This window comes from Oscillibacter sp. (genome assembly GCF_032060045.1).
Taxonomy (GTDB): Bacteria; Bacillota; Clostridia; order Oscillospirales; family Oscillospiraceae; genus Oscillibacter.
In genome coordinates this window covers 22,637-38,546 of record NZ_DAMBZJ010000010.1, presented here as the reverse complement: position 1 = coordinate 38,546, position 15,910 = coordinate 22,637, and the positions used below count along the sequence as shown (strand labels likewise).

12 protein-coding genes are annotated in these 15,910 nt (G+C 55.7%); 10 read left to right on the top strand and 2 right to left on the bottom strand.

Translation table 11 applies throughout. From position 1 onward, the window contains the following. The 6 genes from RT018_RS05850 to RT018_RS05825 form a co-directional block, all read left to right on the top strand. The coding region (locus tag RT018_RS05850) for an ABC transporter ATP-binding protein (protein WP_312940105.1) at positions 1-514 on the top strand (514 nt) is incomplete at its 5' end. Continuing rightward, positions 511-1,788, top strand: coding sequence for an ABC transporter permease (locus RT018_RS05845; protein WP_312940104.1), 1,278 nt, complete (start codon positions 511-513; stop codon positions 1,786-1,788). The genes RT018_RS05850 and RT018_RS05845, both read left to right, overlap by 4 nt. A gap of 17 nt (positions 1,789-1,805) precedes the next feature. Further along, entirely contained in the window at positions 1,806-4,064 is a 2,259-nt protein-coding gene (locus tag RT018_RS05840; protein ID WP_312940103.1) for an S-layer homology domain-containing protein, read from the top strand. Positions 4,065-4,413: 349 nt separating this feature from the next. Further along, positions 4,414-6,045 (top strand): GH25 family lysozyme, encoded by a 1,632-nt coding sequence (locus RT018_RS05835; RefSeq protein WP_312940101.1) that lies wholly within the window; start codon positions 4,414-4,416, stop codon positions 6,043-6,045. A gap of 242 nt (positions 6,046-6,287) precedes the next feature. Further along, positions 6,288-6,695 (top strand): ribonuclease III domain-containing protein, encoded by a 408-nt coding sequence (locus RT018_RS05830; protein WP_312940099.1) that lies wholly within the window; start codon positions 6,288-6,290, stop codon positions 6,693-6,695. A 1-nt stretch (position 6,696) separates the two neighbouring features. After that, positions 6,697-8,439 (top strand): NFACT RNA binding domain-containing protein, encoded by a 1,743-nt coding sequence (locus RT018_RS05825; protein ID WP_312940097.1) that lies wholly within the window; start codon positions 6,697-6,699, stop codon positions 8,437-8,439. Positions 8,440-8,618: 179 nt separating this feature from the next. On the opposite strand, the gene RT018_RS05820 is transcribed toward RT018_RS05825, so the two are convergent. Next, positions 8,619-11,174 carry a UvrD-helicase domain-containing protein gene (locus RT018_RS05820; RefSeq protein WP_312940095.1) on the bottom strand — a complete coding sequence of 852 codons (2,556 nt, stop codon included), beginning with the start codon at positions 11,172-11,174 and terminating at the stop codon, positions 8,619-8,621. A 188-nt stretch (positions 11,175-11,362) separates the two neighbouring features. Here RT018_RS05820 and RT018_RS05815 point away from each other — a divergent pair, with 188 nt between their 5' ends. Together RT018_RS05815 and RT018_RS05810 are read left to right on the top strand one after the other, a co-directional pair. Further along, positions 11,363-11,950 carry a CDP-alcohol phosphatidyltransferase family protein gene (locus RT018_RS05815; protein ID WP_312940093.1) on the top strand — a complete coding sequence of 196 codons (588 nt, stop codon included), beginning with the start codon at positions 11,363-11,365 and terminating at the stop codon, positions 11,948-11,950. Further along, positions 11,943-12,821, top strand: a complete 879-nt coding sequence (locus RT018_RS05810; RefSeq protein WP_312940092.1) for an MBL fold metallo-hydrolase — start codon at positions 11,943-11,945, stop codon at positions 12,819-12,821. Before RT018_RS05815 ends, RT018_RS05810 begins: the two co-directional genes overlap by 8 nt. Positions 12,822-12,993: 172 nt before the next feature. On the opposite strand, the gene RT018_RS05805 is transcribed toward RT018_RS05810, so the two are convergent. Further along, positions 12,994-13,632 (bottom strand): HAD family phosphatase, encoded by a 639-nt coding sequence (locus RT018_RS05805; RefSeq protein ID WP_312940091.1) that lies wholly within the window; start codon positions 13,630-13,632, stop codon positions 12,994-12,996. Positions 13,633-13,848: 216 nt separating this feature from the next. Between RT018_RS05805 and RT018_RS05800 the strand changes: the two genes are divergently transcribed. Then, a complete protein-coding gene (locus RT018_RS05800) occupies positions 13,849-14,778 on the top strand; it encodes a DMT family transporter (RefSeq protein WP_312940089.1) in 930 nt (309 codons plus the stop codon). Positions 14,779-15,010: 232 nt separating this feature from the next. Continuing rightward, positions 15,011-15,745 carry an SdpI family protein gene (locus tag RT018_RS05795; protein WP_312940087.1) on the top strand — a complete coding sequence of 245 codons (735 nt, stop codon included), beginning with the start codon at positions 15,011-15,013 and terminating at the stop codon, positions 15,743-15,745. Positions 15,746-15,910: the final 165 nt, after the last annotated feature.

Below are 15,910 nucleotides of genomic sequence, written 5' to 3'. Positions count from 1 at the left end.
AGGAGACTATCTGCTGGACGGGGTGAATGTAAGGGAACTTAGCGACAAAGAGCTCAGCCACATCCGCAATAAGCAAATTGGTTTTATTTTTCAGCAGTACAATCTGGTGCAGAACCTCAGCGTGCTGGAAAACGTAGAGCTGCCCCTCATCTATCAGGGCATCGGGCTGGAAAAGCGCCGTGTGCTTGCTATGGAGGCGCTGGAGAAGGTGGGCCTTGGAGACCGCAGAAAGCACAAGCCCTCAGAGATGTCCGGCGGCCAGCAGCAGCGGGTGGCGATTGCCCGCGCAATCTCCACCAAGCCACCCATCGTGATGGCCGACGAACCCACCGGTGCGCTGGACTCCCACACGGGAAGCGAAGTGCTGAAATTTCTTCAGCAGCTCAACAAGGACGGCAGCACCGTCATCCTCATCACCCACGACAACGGCATTGCCGCTACGGCCCGCCGGGTGGTGCGCCTGACGGACGGAAAGAAGATTGAAGACCGTCCCCAGGAGGTGGATTGGCTATGAAAATCGGGCAGGCGCTGAAAATGGCGCTGAAATCCATTTTGGGAAACAAGGGCCGATCTGCGCTGACCATGCTTGGCATCATCATCGGCATTGCCTCCGTTATGACCATCGTCTCCGTAATCAACGGTGCCAACAAGAAGAGCATGGATATGATGGCCGCCATGGGTACCAACAAAATCACCGTGTATGCCAACTACAACAATGGGCAGGACGTGTTTCAGGACCTGTATGATTTCTGCCTGAAACTCAGTGACAATGTGGATGGTGTGACGCCCAACAGCCAGTTTGAGGCAACCGTGGTTTACGGAACCAAAAACAGCAGCAAAATGGGCGGAGACAGCGGAATGAGATATATGGGCGGCGGAGTGGCAGTGTCCAGCAGCGGCGGCGGGGGCGGCAGCCAGAACACGGAAATGCCCCCTACGCTATATTTCGGCAGTGACCAGTATGCAATTTGCAACAATTTTGAGCTGGAAAAAGGCCGGGACCTGTCTTTGCTTGACATTCAGGAGTATAAGCAGATCTGCGTCCTGGGGGCGCGGGCGGCACAGACCTTTTTCAATTACGTGGACCCCCTGGGAAAAGAGATGCAGGTCAACGGCCTGCCCTATACTGTGGTGGGCGTTTATAAGGAAAAGGACCCGGACAGTCGCTGGTCCATGGATAATATCATTGTTTTCCCCTATACCGTCAGCCGGACGCTCCAACCCAGCGCCCGTATGGACGAATTTTCCGTGAAGGCGAAAAGCGCCGACGCTGCGGTGGAGGCCACCTCCCGCATTATCGGCTTCATGACGGGGCTGATGGGCCAGAATAATGAAAAAGGCTGGTATCAGGTCCAGAGTGAAAACCAGTGGCAGCAGAGCAGCAACGAATACGCCATGATGATGAGTCTGGTGATGGGTGGCATCGCGGCCATCAGCCTGCTGGTGGGCGGCATCGGCATTATGAACATTATGCTGGTCACCGTCACCGAGCGGACAAGGGAAATCGGCATCCGCCGGGCCATCGGTGCTGAGCGCCAATCCATCGTCACCCAGTTTCTAATCGAAGCCGCCATGATCTGCGGAATCGGTGGTATCATCGGCATTCTGATCGGTACGCTGGGGAGCAGGATTGCCGGAAAACTGCTGATGCAAATGGATATCTGGCCCTCGGTGAATATCACTGTGGGAGCGTTTGCCCTGTCTGTGGCGCTGGGTATTTTGTTTGGCATTTACCCGGCGGCAAAGGCCTCCAAGCTCCAGCCCGTAGAAGCGCTGCGGGCGGAATAAAGAAGGAGAAGCAGAGAATGAAGAGACGAATCTTATCCCTATTGCTGGCCGTGTGCATGACTGCATCGCTGCTGACGCTGCCAACCGCCGCGTCCACGACGGTGAGTTTCAGCGATATCGGCGACCACACCACCGCCGTGGCGGCAGAATGCCTGCGGCTGCTGGGTGCCATGGACGGATATGGCGGCGGAACGTTCAACCCGGATGGGCAGGTTACCCGCGCCCAGTTCTGCAAAATGGCCACCTTTGTCATCAAGGACGGAGAGAGCCAGCTCAGCCGCTATCGCACTGTAACGGTGTTTCCGGACGTGAAACCCTCTCACTGGGCTGCGCCCTACATTAATCTGGCGTCTGACGCAAGCCGAGGTGCCACCGGAGAGGACAAGACGGACAATTCCATTATTAAGGGCTTTATGGACGGAAAGTTCCACCCTGAACGGGTGGTTACCGTGGGGCAGGCCATCACCATTTTGATGCGGCTGCTGGGCTATACCGACGCCGACATGGGCGGCATCTGGCCGGACGGCTACATGGCTGCAGCATCTACCGTGGGACTTACCGACGGGGTGAGCACTGCTGCTTCTGTGCCTCTTACCCGTGCGACGGCGGCACGGCTCTTTGTGAATCTTCTGCGCAGTGACGTGAAGGGTGGAGGATCCTACGGTGTTTCCATCGCCGCCAGCTCTGTGGAAGGAATGCTCACCACCTCCAGTGCCACCGCGCCTGATGGCAGCGATACCGCCATGCGTCTGGGCAACTCTACCTCCTACTCCATTGCGGGAGGCAAGGTTTCCACCGGCGCAATGAACGGTATGAAGGGAATCCTTCTTCTGAACAAAGCGGGGAAGGTCATGACCTTTGTCCCGGAGATTGCCGGTTCCAGCCGTACTGTGATTTTTGCCTCCGGCACCGCCGTGAAGCTTACCACTGCCTCCGGCGAGAGTTTCTCCATCAAAGGCGATACGGCCATGGTGGTGAACGGGGAGCAGAAGACCTGGGAAACCGGTTACACAATGCTGCACTCCGGCACGTCCGTGACGCTGTATATCGGCGGAAGCGGCGGCGTAGAGTATATCTTTGTGGGCGTCAGCGCCGCGTCCTCTGCCGCAGTGGTGGTCTATGAAAAGGGGTCTACGGCGGGCTTCAGCGGCCTTGCCAATGGCAGTACCCGCTATTCCATCTACAAAAACGGGTCTTCCGCCGGTGCAGGCGACATGCGCCCCTACGACGTGGCAATTTACAACCCTGCAGAGAACTCTATCCGGGTGTGTGATACCCGCATTACGGGCGTGTACGAAAACGTTTCTCCCAATCTTACCAACCCCAACAAGATTACGGTGATGGGGACGGAATTTACCGTTCTGCCCACCGCTGCGGATACCATGTCCAAGTTAAAGTTGGGTCAGACCATTACACTGCTGCTCACTGAGGATAATCAGGTGGCGGGCGCTGTGGAGGCGGGAACCGCTGGGGCAATAGGCAATGCCATGGGCATTGTGCAAGAGGTATCTTCCGGCTCTGCTACAGTCCAACTCCTGTGCGGACTGACCATCACGGGGAAAGTATCCCTGAAGGAAAGTGAAGTGAACCGTCTGAAGGGCCAGTTGGCCGGAGTGAGCTCTACCAACAAGGGCGTAATTGGACTGACGTATCTGTCCGGTGGAACCACTGGCGATCTGGATGTGTCTGCAAAGAAATTGGGGAATGCTCTGCTGACGGAAAATGTAACTGTCTATCAGTCTACACTAAATGGCCTGAAGGCAATCAGCTTGAGCCAACTTTCAAGTTCCCGTATTCCGTCCTCCGGCGTGCTGTATGCCCGAACCAACTGGGCTGGACGTGTGGACTTGCTGGTACTGTCTAACGTCACGGGCAGTGATTATGTCTTTGGAATTGCGCAGTACGGAGAAGATCTGGATAGTGATGGCAACGTTACGAGGACGTATCTCGAGGTGATTACTCCCAATAGGACTTACACTTCCAATATTTCCAGCGGCGTTACCAGTGGCACATTTGTGGGTGTGGAGCTCGAGAAAGACGGCTCTGTCAACAAGATCGTGAATTTGACCAAGTTTGAGAATATTGCCAACAGCGCATGGAGTAGCCTCACCTCTGTCAATTTGGGAGGACGGAGCTACACAGTGCCTTCCGATGCCCTATATTACAACAGGGCCACCAGAGAGTGGATTACGCAAGATCAGGCGCGTGCTTTTGCCAGCTCCTCCACAGTCTATACGGACAATTCCGGCTATGTCCGGGTGGTGGAGGTTCGATAACCGACCCAAGAGCCTGTAAAAGGGGGTCCGCCCGCGGGCGGACCCCCTTTTTTGCACCGTCAAATTCTGTTTGACGGTGTTGGAAAAGTTTACATAAAAATATGGATTGACCAAACCAAACAATTTTTGCTATAATAGCCCGGAGATAGGCAATATCTGGATGTCACATGGGAATACAGCTCCGCCTGTTTCCGGTTCATTCGGGCGGACGGAACGGTTTTATGCTGTCCGTACCGTGTTCATTTTTCTGCATAAAAAGTAAAACGGCTTTGAGTCGGTACACACCGGTCCAAAGCTTCTTTTTTAAAATTCAGATCGACAGATTTCGACGAGTGTGAAGGGAGAGCCTATGGCGAAATTTCGTATATACCGCGCCGCCGCTGCGCTGGCGCTGTCCGCCGCCCTGCTGACGCAGCCCATGGCCGCTGCCGGGTTTCCGGATGCAGCCGGGCACTGGGCGCAGAGCGCCATTGAAAAGTGGAGCGAGCGGTACGGCGTACTTAACGGCTATGAGGATGGCTCGTTTCACCCGGACGACCCCATTACCCGGGGCGCGTTTGCGGGGATTCTGAACCGTTTCTTGCAGTATCAGGCATGCTCCTCCGCAGGAGCTTTTAACGATACCAAAGGGGCCTATTGGGAGGATGCGATTCTGCGACTCCACGCCGCTGGGGTGTATCTGGGAACCGACGGCGCCGCGCGCCTCACCGCCAATATCACCCGCCAACAGGCCATCACCATGGTAGGCCGCGCCTTTCAGGTGACCGAGTCCCAGACGGCGTTACCCTACACGGACGCGGAGAACATCGAAATCTACGCCACAGGGTATCTCAGCGCCATGGCGGAGCGGGGTTACATCACCGATGTGAGGGCGGACAACCGCTTTCGACCCACGGAACCGATCACCCGGGCAGAACTGGTTAATTTGCTGAACAACATGATCGACACCCTTATTCAGAACAGCGGAGATTATTCTGCCGACTCTTTAGGGACGCTGATGGTAAATGCCGCCGACGGCGCTATACTGAAAAATATGAGCATCAAAGGAGACCTGATTATTGCCCCCGGCGTGACTGGCGGTGTGGTGCTTCAGGATGTGACAATAAGTGGAACCGTCCGCAACTTGGGCAGCGCCCCTGTGGATCAGTACGCCACCACGCCGGTGGAAGTGCCCGAAACTACTGTGCCGACGGAGAATGTTCCGGATTTGAACTGGAACTACATCACGGACCGCAACGGCAAGAAAATTCCCGATTATTCCGGTGTACCGGTGAATCCCTTTGGACAGGGAAGCTTCTATTGGAACAATGCGGGGCGGCTGGTGTACAGCGGAACGGACTTTACCACCCGCTTCGGTATCGACGTTTCTGCCTATCAGAATCGCGCGATTTCCGGCAATAGCATTGACTGGAATGCCGCCAGAAACGACGGCGTGGAATTTGCCTTTGTTCGGATTGGCTTCCGGGGCACCAGCTCCGGCACGCTGAACAAGGATGCATTTTACGAGCGGAATATCGACGGGGCCATGGCTGCGGGGATTGATACCGGAGTTTATTTCTTCTCTCAGGCCATCACGGTGGCAGAGGCCGTGGAGGAGGCCAACTATATCATCAGTCTTCTTGGCGGACGGAGCCTTACCGGCCCGGTGGCCTACGACTGGGAGATGCACGACAGCACCTACCGGGTGTACGGAACCAGCGCTGCGATGGCTACCGCCTGCGCCAAAGCATTCAGCGAAACGATTGAGGCCGCGGGTTATCGGGCCATGGTCTACACCAGCAGTTACGTGGCCTATAATAAATTTGACCTGTCCATACTGTCCGGCTATCCCATGTGGTATCCGGAGTATAAATCCGCGGAATCCACGGCGCTGTATCCCCAGCTTTATTACCGGCCCGACTACTGGCAATTTACCAGTAAAGGCTGCGTGGCAGGCCTTGCTGGCAACGTGGACTGTAATTTGCAGTTTATTCCCAATTGAACTGTTTAAAGTTAAAATAGAAAGCGCAGGAGCGGTCTTTCGGCCGCTCCTGCGCTTTTGCTCGACCCCTGATAAATAAGATCGTTTACTTGGGGCTGGTTTGCCCTTGCCTTGCCGCCAAAGGGCGGACAAGGCGGTGCGTGGACCGGGGCTTGTATTTTTTTGCTATTTGTGATAGCATCATCCTGAAAACAGACAGGGATTTGCACAATTGCAAATCTTTTTTACGTTAAGGAGAAAAGATGGAAAATCATTTTGAGATGCACATGACCACCGGTCGACTTCAGACCGTCAGCAGCATCGGACTTGCCCACGTGGGGGACGCCGTGTTTGAGCTGCTGGTCCGCTCCTGGCTTTGCGCTGGGGGCAAGGCCACTGCCAAAGGGATGCACCGAGCCACCGTGGCCATTGTTCGGGCGGAATCTCAGGCGGCGCGGGCGGAGAAGATTCTGCCCATTTTGACAGAAGAAGAGGCCGGGGTGTTTCGCCGGGGGCGCAACGCCAACGTTCACACCGTCCCAAGCCACGCCAGCCGTGCCCAATACGCGGAGGCCACGGCGCTAGAGGCGCTGTTGGGCTGGCTGTATCTGTCCGGACAGAGGGACCGGGTCAGCGAGCTGTTCGGCCTGATGATGGAAGAGGAGGGATGATATGGCGCTGGACGCGGTCTGTCTGCGGGCGATAACGGAGGAGCTGCGGGAGCAGCTTTTAGGGGTGCGGGTGGACAAGGTGCAGCAGCCTGCAAAGGATCAGGTGATTTTGCTGCTGCGGGGCGGTTTGCGGCTGTTGCTTACCGCTGGGAACAATCCACGCATTCAGCTTACGGGGCGACTTCGGGACAACCCGGCGGAACCACCCATGTTCTGCATGCTTCTGCGTAAGCATTTGGTGGGGGCGCGGATCGCCGCCCTGACCCAACCGGGTCTGGAGCGGCTGGTGGAGCTGGAGCTGGACGTGACCGACGATTTTGGTCAGCCCGGAAAGCGGACTCTGGTGCTGGAGGCCATGGGCCGGCACTCCAACATAATTTTGCTGGATGGAGAACGGCGGATTATGGAGTGTCTACGCAGGGTGGATGCGGAAATGTCCGCGCAGCGGCCTGTGCTGCCAGGGCTTTTTTACCAGTACCCGCCTGCCATGGAAAAAACTAGTCTGCTGGAAGCGGAGGAGGACGACTTTTTCTCCCGTCTGGCCGCCGCCAATCCCGAGCGGAGGCTGGATGAGTTTTTGCTGGACGGATATTTTGGGATTTCACCGTTGCTTGCGCGGGAACTGGCCTTTCGCGCGGCGGGGGAGACGGACAGCCGCCTGTTTTCTCTGGATGCCACCGCAAAGCGTCGATTTTGGGAGAAAATTATTGTACTTCAAGAAAGCGTAAAGGAAAAACAGTTTACGCCATTCTCTGTCTGGCGAGACGGAAAACCTCTGGAATTTTCCTGTATTCCTATTGAGCAATACGGTGCTGGAGTGGAAAGTCACACCTACCCATCCTTTTCCGACCTGCTGGATGATTTTTACGAGTCCCGAGAACGGCAGGAGCGAATTCGCCAGCGTGGGGCCGATCTGGTTCGGGCCGCCACCAATGCCCGGGATCGTCTGCGGCGAAAGCTTGCCATGCAGGAAAAGGACTATGAGGCAACGCAAAACCGGGATGCTCTGCGCCTGAGTGGCGAGCTGATCACGGCCAATCTTTATCGCTTGGACAAGGGACAGCGCAAGGTAACTTGTGAAAACTATTACGACGAAGGTCGGGAAATCGAGATCTTGTTGGACCCGCTGCTGACGCCGCAGGAAAACGCGGCAAAGTATTTCAAGCGCTATGCGAAGGCGAAAACCGCCGAACGGTATCTGAAAGAGCAAATGGAAATTGCGCGGCATGACGCGGCATATCTGGAAAGCGTTCTGGAGGAGATCGCGGAGGCAGAGACGGAGCAGGATTTTAACGACATCCGCGCGGAACTGAAGGACGTGGGATTTCTCCGCCAGAAGGGGAAGGAGAAACGAGGCCCTCAGCGCCCCGCGAAGCCTCGAGAATTCCGCACCACGGCGGGGCTGCGGGTGCTTGTTGGCCGGAACAACCGGCAGAACGACAGACTGACCCACGACGCGGACCGGCGGGACATTTGGTTCCACACTCAAAAAATTCACGGTTCTCATGTCATTCTCCGCACGGACGGCGCGGAGCCAGACCGGGAAAGTGTTGTGGAGGCGGCGAAAATTGCCGCGTGGTACTCTCAGGCACGAGAGAGCGGCAATGTGCCGGTGGATTTCACACAGGTGAAAAACGTGAAAAAGCCCGCTGGGGCAAGGCCCGGAATGGTGATTTACACCACCTGCGAGACAGTGCATGTCACGCCGGAGGAGGAAACGGTCAAGCGGCTGAGCGTGAAATGAAAATTCCGGACAGTGTAAATATCGGAATTTTAAAAGAGCTACGCTCTACACGGAAACGTCCGCTTTTAGGTATGTTCGCAGAGAGCGGTTCTCCCGGGGGAAATATTTAAAGAACTAAGCGACCCTCCGCGCATTACGCGGAGGGTCGCTTAGTTGTTGAAAAAATTAAATACGCTGAATCAAAGTTTTTTCATATGTGTACCAGCAGATTTTAGCATCAGCTTCTTGATGCCCTTCTCTTCGAAGTCGACCTCTACCAGCGCGTCGCCGCCCATGGGACGCACGGACAGCACCGCGCCTTTGCCAAAGGCGGTGTGCTCCACGGTGTCGCCCTGCGCCACTGCCATCAAAGGCTCGGACGGAGCCGTTACTCTTTTTGGGGCGGGTTGTTGGGTGATCCCACCGTCACGATAGGTGCGGATGCCGCCGTTTTTGTGGGAAGTATTGCCGAAGCCGTCGGACCGGGCCAAAGATCCTCCCTGACGTCCGGAACCGCCACCAAATCCGCCAGAAGAGCTGCCGCCGCGCCCGGAAAAACCACCTCCAAAGCTGTCTCCAAAACCATTGGGAGAGTCGCCGAAATTGTCCCAGCTACCGCCGCTTTCCGAAGAAACGGCGCGGACCTCCGGCTTTCCGAACCACTCAAAGGTTTCCTCTGGCAGCTCGCTTAAAAATTGGGAGGCGCGGTTGGCGCTGGTGCGGCCATACAGCATTCTCTGGCGGGCGTTCGTCAGGGTCAGCCGCTCCTTGGCCCGGGTCATGGCTACATAGCACAGCCGCCGCTCCTCTTCCAGCTCGTCCTGGTCGAACAAGGCATTCATTCCGGGGAAGATGCCGTCTTCCATGCCCACCACGTAGACACTGGGAAATTCCAGCCCCTTTGCGGCGTGGATGGTCATAAGGGTCACGCAGTCGTCGCTGCCGTCCATGGAATCCAAGTCCGTGTACAGCGCAATTTCATTCAAAAAGCCCGACAGAGTGGGGTCCTCAGGACTTCCATCCAAAAAAGCCGCGATGCTGGACTTTAGCTCCTGCACGTTTTCCAGCCGGCCTCGGCTCTCCATGTCGTTTTTCTCCTCCAGCGCCCGGACGTAGCCGGTCTGGTCGCACACCGCGTCGTAAAATTCTGGCAGTGCCAGCGTGCTGCCAAGCTTACGCAGTCCGTCCACCAAATCCGCGAATTTCAGCAGCTTGGGGGCGGGGCTTTTCAGCTCGGGAAATAGGTCTGCATTGCGCATCACTTCGTAAAGGGAAATGCCTTGCTGGGCCGCGACAGTAGAAGCTTTATCTATGCTGGTGTTGCCAATGCCCCGCACCGGAACATTCACAATGCGCCGCAGACGCAGGTCGTCCAGCGGATTGTTCAGCACGCAGAGGTAGGCCAGCATGTCCTTCACTTCCGCCCGGTCATAGAACTTAGTTCCGCCCACCACCTTGTAGGGCATTCCATTGCGGCGCAGAGCATATTCCAGCGCGTTGGACTGGGCGTTCATACGATAGAGCACCGCGCACTCGGAAAATTTCCGGCCCCGGTTTACCTGCATCATGATGTCGCCCACCACAAAATTCGCTTCGTCCGACTCACTGTAACTGGTGCGGATGACCACCTTATCGCCGCTGCCGTTGTCCGTCCAAAGAGTTTTGCCCTTACGGCCGGAGTTGTTTTTGATAACGGCGTTGGCGGCGTCCAGAATGTTCTGGGTGGAGCGGTAATTCTGCTCCAGCCGGATGGTGCGGGCATTTTTGTACTGCTGCTCAAAATTCAGAATGTTCTCGATGTTCGCGCCCCGGAAGCGGTAAATGGACTGGTCGTCGTCGCCCACCACGCAGAGATTTTTCCGCCCACCCGCAAGCAATGAGGTGAGAAGATACTGCAAATGGTTGGTATCCTGATATTCGTCCACCAGAACGTAGCGGAATTTATGCTGGTAATATTCCCGTACCTCCTTGTCCTTTTGCAGCAGAGTCACGGTGTGGAAAATTATGTCGTCAAAGTCCAGGGCGTTGGCGGAGCGAAGTTTTTCGACGTATTTGGCATAAACCTTGGCAATGCGGGTCATTTTCCAGTCACCGGAGTTTTGATATTGCTTTGCAAAATCCCCCGGTGTTTCAAAACGGTCTCGGGATTTGCTGATGACACCCAGCAAATCTCTGGGAGGAAAGGCCTTCTCGTCGTAGCCCAGCTCCTTGAGAATGTCCTTAAGGACCCGCTTGGAGTCATCGGTGTCGTAAATGGTGAAGTCCTTTTGAAAGCCAATTCGCTCAATGTCCCGCCGCAGAATGCGCACGCAGGCGGAGTGGAAGGTGGAGGCCCAGATGTCGTTTGCCTCGGGGCCCAGTCGGTCTGCCAGCCGAGTTTTCAGCTCACCCGCCGCCTTGTTGGTGAAGGTGATGGCGATGATCTCCCAGGGGCGGGGCGGGTTTACAGCGCAAATCCGAACGGCGCGCCGTCGATCCTCTGGCTCCGGGTCGTCGGGAAAGCGCTCCAAAAACAGAAGGTCCTCCTCCGTCACGTCCTCGGAAACCTCATCGCAGTCGCTGCCCCGGCCATAGGTCAGCAGGTTGTATACCCGCTGAATGAGAACGGTGGTTTTGCCGGACCCCGCCCCCGCCAGCAGAAGCAAAGGCCCCTCGGTGGTCATGGCCGCCTGGCGCTGCATGGGGTTCAGCCGCCGAAGGTCTTGGGAGATAAAAGCTTTCCGGGCGGCAATAAAACGCTTATTAAAATCAGTCATATGTTCACCAGTTTTCTATAATCTCAACTTCCATTTTAGGACAAAATAGGGCCGGGGTCAACCGTGGGTTTCATATTCGCGCTTGCCCGATACGGGTCGCATATTGGGGCGAAAGCGGAAAATGCCGTTTTTGTTGACGCTGCTTGCTGGGCGTGTTATCCTGATGGAAAAGGGGTGGAGGGGAATCCGTGGTCAATTTTCGCGCAAGTTCATTGATAAAAAGTCCTGCAAATGTTCTGACGGTGAGCCGCATGTTGCTGTCTTTTCCTTTGGTCTGGATCGCACCCCTATCTTCGGCATTTTATGTCTTCTATACGCTGGCGGGGGTCACGGATATGCTGGACGGCCCGGTGGCCCGCAGAACCGGCACCATGAGTCGGGAAGGAGCCATGCTGGACAGCATCGCGGATGTCGTGTTTTTGGCGGCAGCGCTCGTCGCTCTCTTTCCAATGCTGAAGGAGCGCTGCCCGGATTGGGGCCTTTGGCCGATTCTGGTGGCGGCTGCGTTGCGGTGCGGGGCCTATGGCGTTGGCCTTTATAAGTACCGCCGCTTTACCCCGTATCACACGCGGATAAATAAGCTCACCGGGGCTGCGCTGTTCTGCGCACCCTATCTGTTGCCGTTTTGGCAGAATACGGAGGTGCTTTGGGTGGTTCTGTGTACTGTGGCGTGCATCTCCGCCGGGGAGGAATTGCTGATGCAGCTACTGAGCAGACGGTATGACCCGGATACGCAAAGTGTGTTTGATTTAAAGAGGAGGGGTTTCTATGTATGAATTGATTCAGGCCGCCCCGCGCACGTACTATATCCAAAGCCCTGTCAAAATGGGAATCTGGAAACCCGACGACGGCGATGTGGTACTGATTGACAGCGGCGGCGACAAGGACACGGGACGCAAAATCCAAAAAATTCTGGAATCGCAGGGCTGGACATTGGGGTGCATTCTCAATACCCACGCAAACGCCGACCACAATGGCGGCAACAACCTGCTACAAGTCCGCCTGGGCGTTCCAGCCTATGCACCGGGGATTGACGCGGCCATCACTAGGTATCCGATTATGGAGCCGTCGTTTTTGTATGGAGGCTATCCCTGTCGGGAACTGCGCAACAAGTTTTTGCTGGCCCAGCCCAGCGATTGTCGGACTTTGACAGCGGAAACTCTGCCGAAAGGACTTACCATGCTGCCTCTGCCCGGCCATTTTTTCGACATGTGCGGTTTTCAAACGGAGGACGGCGTGTGGTTTTTGGCGGACTGTCTCTTTGGTGCCAACATTTTGGAGAAGTACCATGTTAATTTCATCTACGATGTGGCTGGCTATCTTCAAACTTTGGATTCACTGGGGACGCTGGAAGGCAGCCTCTTCATCCCCGCCCACGCCGAACCGGCGGAAGACATCCGCCCGTTGGCGGAACTGAACCGGGCCAAAGTGCTGGAAATCTGCGAACTGATTTTGGAGCTGTGCATTGAGCCGCTTTGCTTTGAGGAGCTTTTGCAGAAAGTTTTCCAGCGCTATCAGTTGACCATGGATTTCAACCAATATGTTCTGGTGGGGAGTACCGTCCGCTCCTACCTCTCTTATCTACACGACAAAGGGGAACTGGTTGCCGAGTTTTCGGCATGCAAGCTTCTCTGGCGCAGAGCATAAGCCTTTTGCAGTCGTCCGCCCGCCGCCCCTTGCAGGTGGCAGAGGGCGGGATGCCTTAACTATATCTGAAAGCCTCACGCAGACGAAAAAACAGCACATGGAAACGGAAACGGGCGGCACGGAAACTCCCGCGCCGCCCGCGTATCCAATTGTGCCAACATAGGGCGACCGCTTATTTTTTCAGCGGCCAGAGCAACTCTTCAAAACTCTTGATATATACGTCGCAAAAGCCCCGCATCTCCGCTTCGTCCTTTGCGAAATAACCATCGTAGACGCCAACCACCCGCATTTTCGCGGCGCGGGCACCCTTGCAGGCGGCGATGCTGTCGTCGAACACGGTGCATTCCTGCGGTTTCACGCCGCAGGCTTCCGCGGCATGGAGCCAGATGTCGGGGTCCTTTTTTTCAAGGCCCAAATCGTGCGCCAGCACAATGCGCTCGAAATACTTATCCAACTCCAGATGTCCCAACGCGGTGTGGCAATGGGAAGGTACGCTGCTGGTGACCACCGCCATTCGACGTCCCTCCACCTTGCACTGGCGCAGATACGCCCGGACACCGGGCTTGATGGACACGCGCTCATAGAGATTTCCGGCAAGCTCCATCCACTCAGCGATAATTTCTTCGGGGGATTCGGGGAGACGGCAGTGGGCCTTGGTGAAGATTGCCGCCTTGGGCATGATGGTGTGAGCCACGCCTTCATAAAACGCGTGGGTATAAGGCAGGCCGCGCCGGGCCAGAAATTCCCGGTCCACATCCTTCCAGATGCTGTTGGAATCAATCAGCGTGCCGTCCATATCAAATAAAAACATATGCATCCTTTCTTTTCGGTCAAAGCGGCAAAGAGATTCGGAAGCTTCCGGGCGGCATTTACCGCTTCATCCGGAGAATATTGCGGGGAAGACTTGCCATTTCTTCTTCCAAATGTTAAACTAATCGGGTTTTACGATTCTTTTGGGCGGAGAGGATCCGCTCTTTCTAGCATAATACGGGTATTCTATCATTTATAAAGAATGGGAGCAAGAGCTATGCAAAAAACCAGTTTCATCCGCCAAAACGTTTTTCCAATTCTGGCGGCCATCATATGGGGAACGGCTTTTGTTGCCCAAAGTGTCAGCACGGAGTTTGTGCAGCCCTTCACCTTCAACGCCGCAAGATTCGCAATTGCCTTTGTCTTCACGCTGGGACTGGCGGTCCTGTTCCGTATCCGGCGAAAGCGAGACTTTGGCGAACAGGCAAAGCCTCGCCCTCATTACCGCAGAGAACTTTTTCTCAGCGGCCTTTGTTGCGGAGCGGCGCTGACGCTGGGGAACAATCTTCAGCAAAGAGGCCTTGAAAGCACTACGTCCGGCAAGGCAGGCTTTATCACGGCGTTATATATCGTGATTGTTCCCATTCTGGGGATTTTTCTGAAAAAGAAGGTGGGCAAGGGAGTTTGGGCCAGCGTGGCGCTGGCTGTGGTGGGGCTTTACTTCCTGTGCATACGGGATGGCTTTACCATCTCCGAAGGGGACTTTTTCATGTTCCTGTGTTCCCTCTGCTTCTCCGCTCACATTCTCATGATAGACCATTTTACGGAAAAGGTGGATGGGGTGGAGCTGTCCTGCGCGCAATTTTTGGTGGCGGCTGTTCTTTCCTCCGTGGGCATGCTGGCAGCGGAGCAGCCTTCGTGGGAAGCGCTGCAAGCGTGCGTATGGCCCATTTTGTATGTAGGCATCTTTTCCAGCGGCGTGGCTTATACACTACAAATTCTGGCCCAGCGGGACTCCAATCCCACGGTGGTGTCGCTGCTGCTGAGCCTTGAGGCCGTTTTTGCCGTTCTGGCCGGGGCTGTGCTGTTGGGTGACCGCATGAGCGGACGGGAGTATTTCGGCTGTGGATTGATGCTGATTGCGGTGGTGCTGGCGCAGATTCCATGGGGGACAAAAAACGACCTTACCTGCGGGGAAGCCAGATAAGACCACTGCGTTATCGGCGGAGAAAAACGGGCAGACTCCTGCTCCGAAGGATTAAAGGATGCAGCAAAAATCCGGCGAGGAAAGCTGGATGCGGCAGCGCCGTGAGTCCATCTCGGGAAGAGAATAAAACACTGCACGCTGTCAGCGGCTGGCTTTACAAGCTATCGGAGTTGTGATATGATTCCCGCGTTGCAGATTGCGCCGGGAGGGCTTGAAGGAGGATTGTTTTTACATGAGCAGTCAAAAGTCCAAAAAGAACAGGCGGTCTGCCGTTGAGCGAGAGGCAGAGATTGCCGCCGCGAAGCTTCTTGGCAAGCAGATTTCAAAAGAAAAGGCAGCGGCGCTGCTGATTGTGACGCTGATTGCCTGTGCCTTGCCCATGATTTTGGGTGCCCGTCTGTGGAACAGCATCCCGGAGCTTGTGCCCAGCGGACTGGTCGGAAGCCGTGGTAAAGATGACACCATTCCCCGTTGGGTGGTTGCCTTCGGTCTGCCCGGTTTTATGTGCCTGATGAACCTGATTGGACACGGACAGCTTATGATAAATCAAAAGCGAATGACGCTTCCCAAGCCCTATGTACGTCTGGTGGGCAGGTGGGGATTTCCTTTGATTTCCGTCCTGTTTTGCAGCGGCATGATGTTGCAATCCTCCGGTGGGGATCTGACGCTGCCGTTTGTCACCCCCTGCTTGCTGGGTTTGCTGCTGCTGATTCTTGGCGGACACATGTGGGACTGTCCCAGGGATGCGCGGATTGCTCTGCGCTTTTCCTCTACGGAGCACAGCGACGCCGCGTGGCGGGCGGTCCACCTGTTTGCCGCCCGTGTCTGGATGGCGGCGGGGTTACTTATCATCACCGGAGTGATGATTACTTCTACTTCCACCGTGCTCACCGCCGCACTGATTGCGGCGGCGTTGCTGGCCCCTGCGATTTATGCGGCGCGGCACGGGGACGCATATGAATTGTAAAATAATTTCGAAAAGCGCCGTCCGCATGTACGGCGCTTTTCGGAGTTCTATGACTGATTTTTGACGGTTATTCCAAAAAAGAGCGATTATTTTCTATGTGTAGTTCATTGACGGCAAAAAAAGACGATGGTAGCATGGTATTACCAAACAAGGAGGCACAGCAAT

Coding starts and splice junctions, on each gene's coding strand:
- RT018_RS05805 (WP_312940091.1), bottom strand. CDS start 13,632: ATGTTTTTATTTGATATGGACGGCACGCTGATTGATTCCAACAGCATC.
- RT018_RS05845 (WP_312940104.1), top strand. CDS start 511: ATGAAAATCGGGCAGGCGCTGAAAATGGCGCTGAAATCCATTTTGGGA.
- RT018_RS05830 (WP_312940099.1), top strand. CDS start 6,288: ATGGAAAATCATTTTGAGATGCACATGACCACCGGTCGACTTCAGACC.
- RT018_RS05825 (WP_312940097.1), top strand. CDS start 6,697: ATGGCGCTGGACGCGGTCTGTCTGCGGGCGATAACGGAGGAGCTGCGG.
- RT018_RS05835 (WP_312940101.1), top strand. CDS start 4,414: ATGGCGAAATTTCGTATATACCGCGCCGCCGCTGCGCTGGCGCTGTCC.
- RT018_RS05800 (WP_312940089.1), top strand. CDS start 13,849: ATGCAAAAAACCAGTTTCATCCGCCAAAACGTTTTTCCAATTCTGGCG.
- RT018_RS05840 (WP_312940103.1), top strand. CDS start 1,806: ATGAAGAGACGAATCTTATCCCTATTGCTGGCCGTGTGCATGACTGCA.
- RT018_RS05795 (WP_312940087.1), top strand. CDS start 15,011: ATGAGCAGTCAAAAGTCCAAAAAGAACAGGCGGTCTGCCGTTGAGCGA.
- RT018_RS05820 (WP_312940095.1), bottom strand. CDS start 11,174: ATGACTGATTTTAATAAGCGTTTTATTGCCGCCCGGAAAGCTTTTATC.
- RT018_RS05810 (WP_312940092.1), top strand. CDS start 11,943: ATGTATGAATTGATTCAGGCCGCCCCGCGCACGTACTATATCCAAAGC.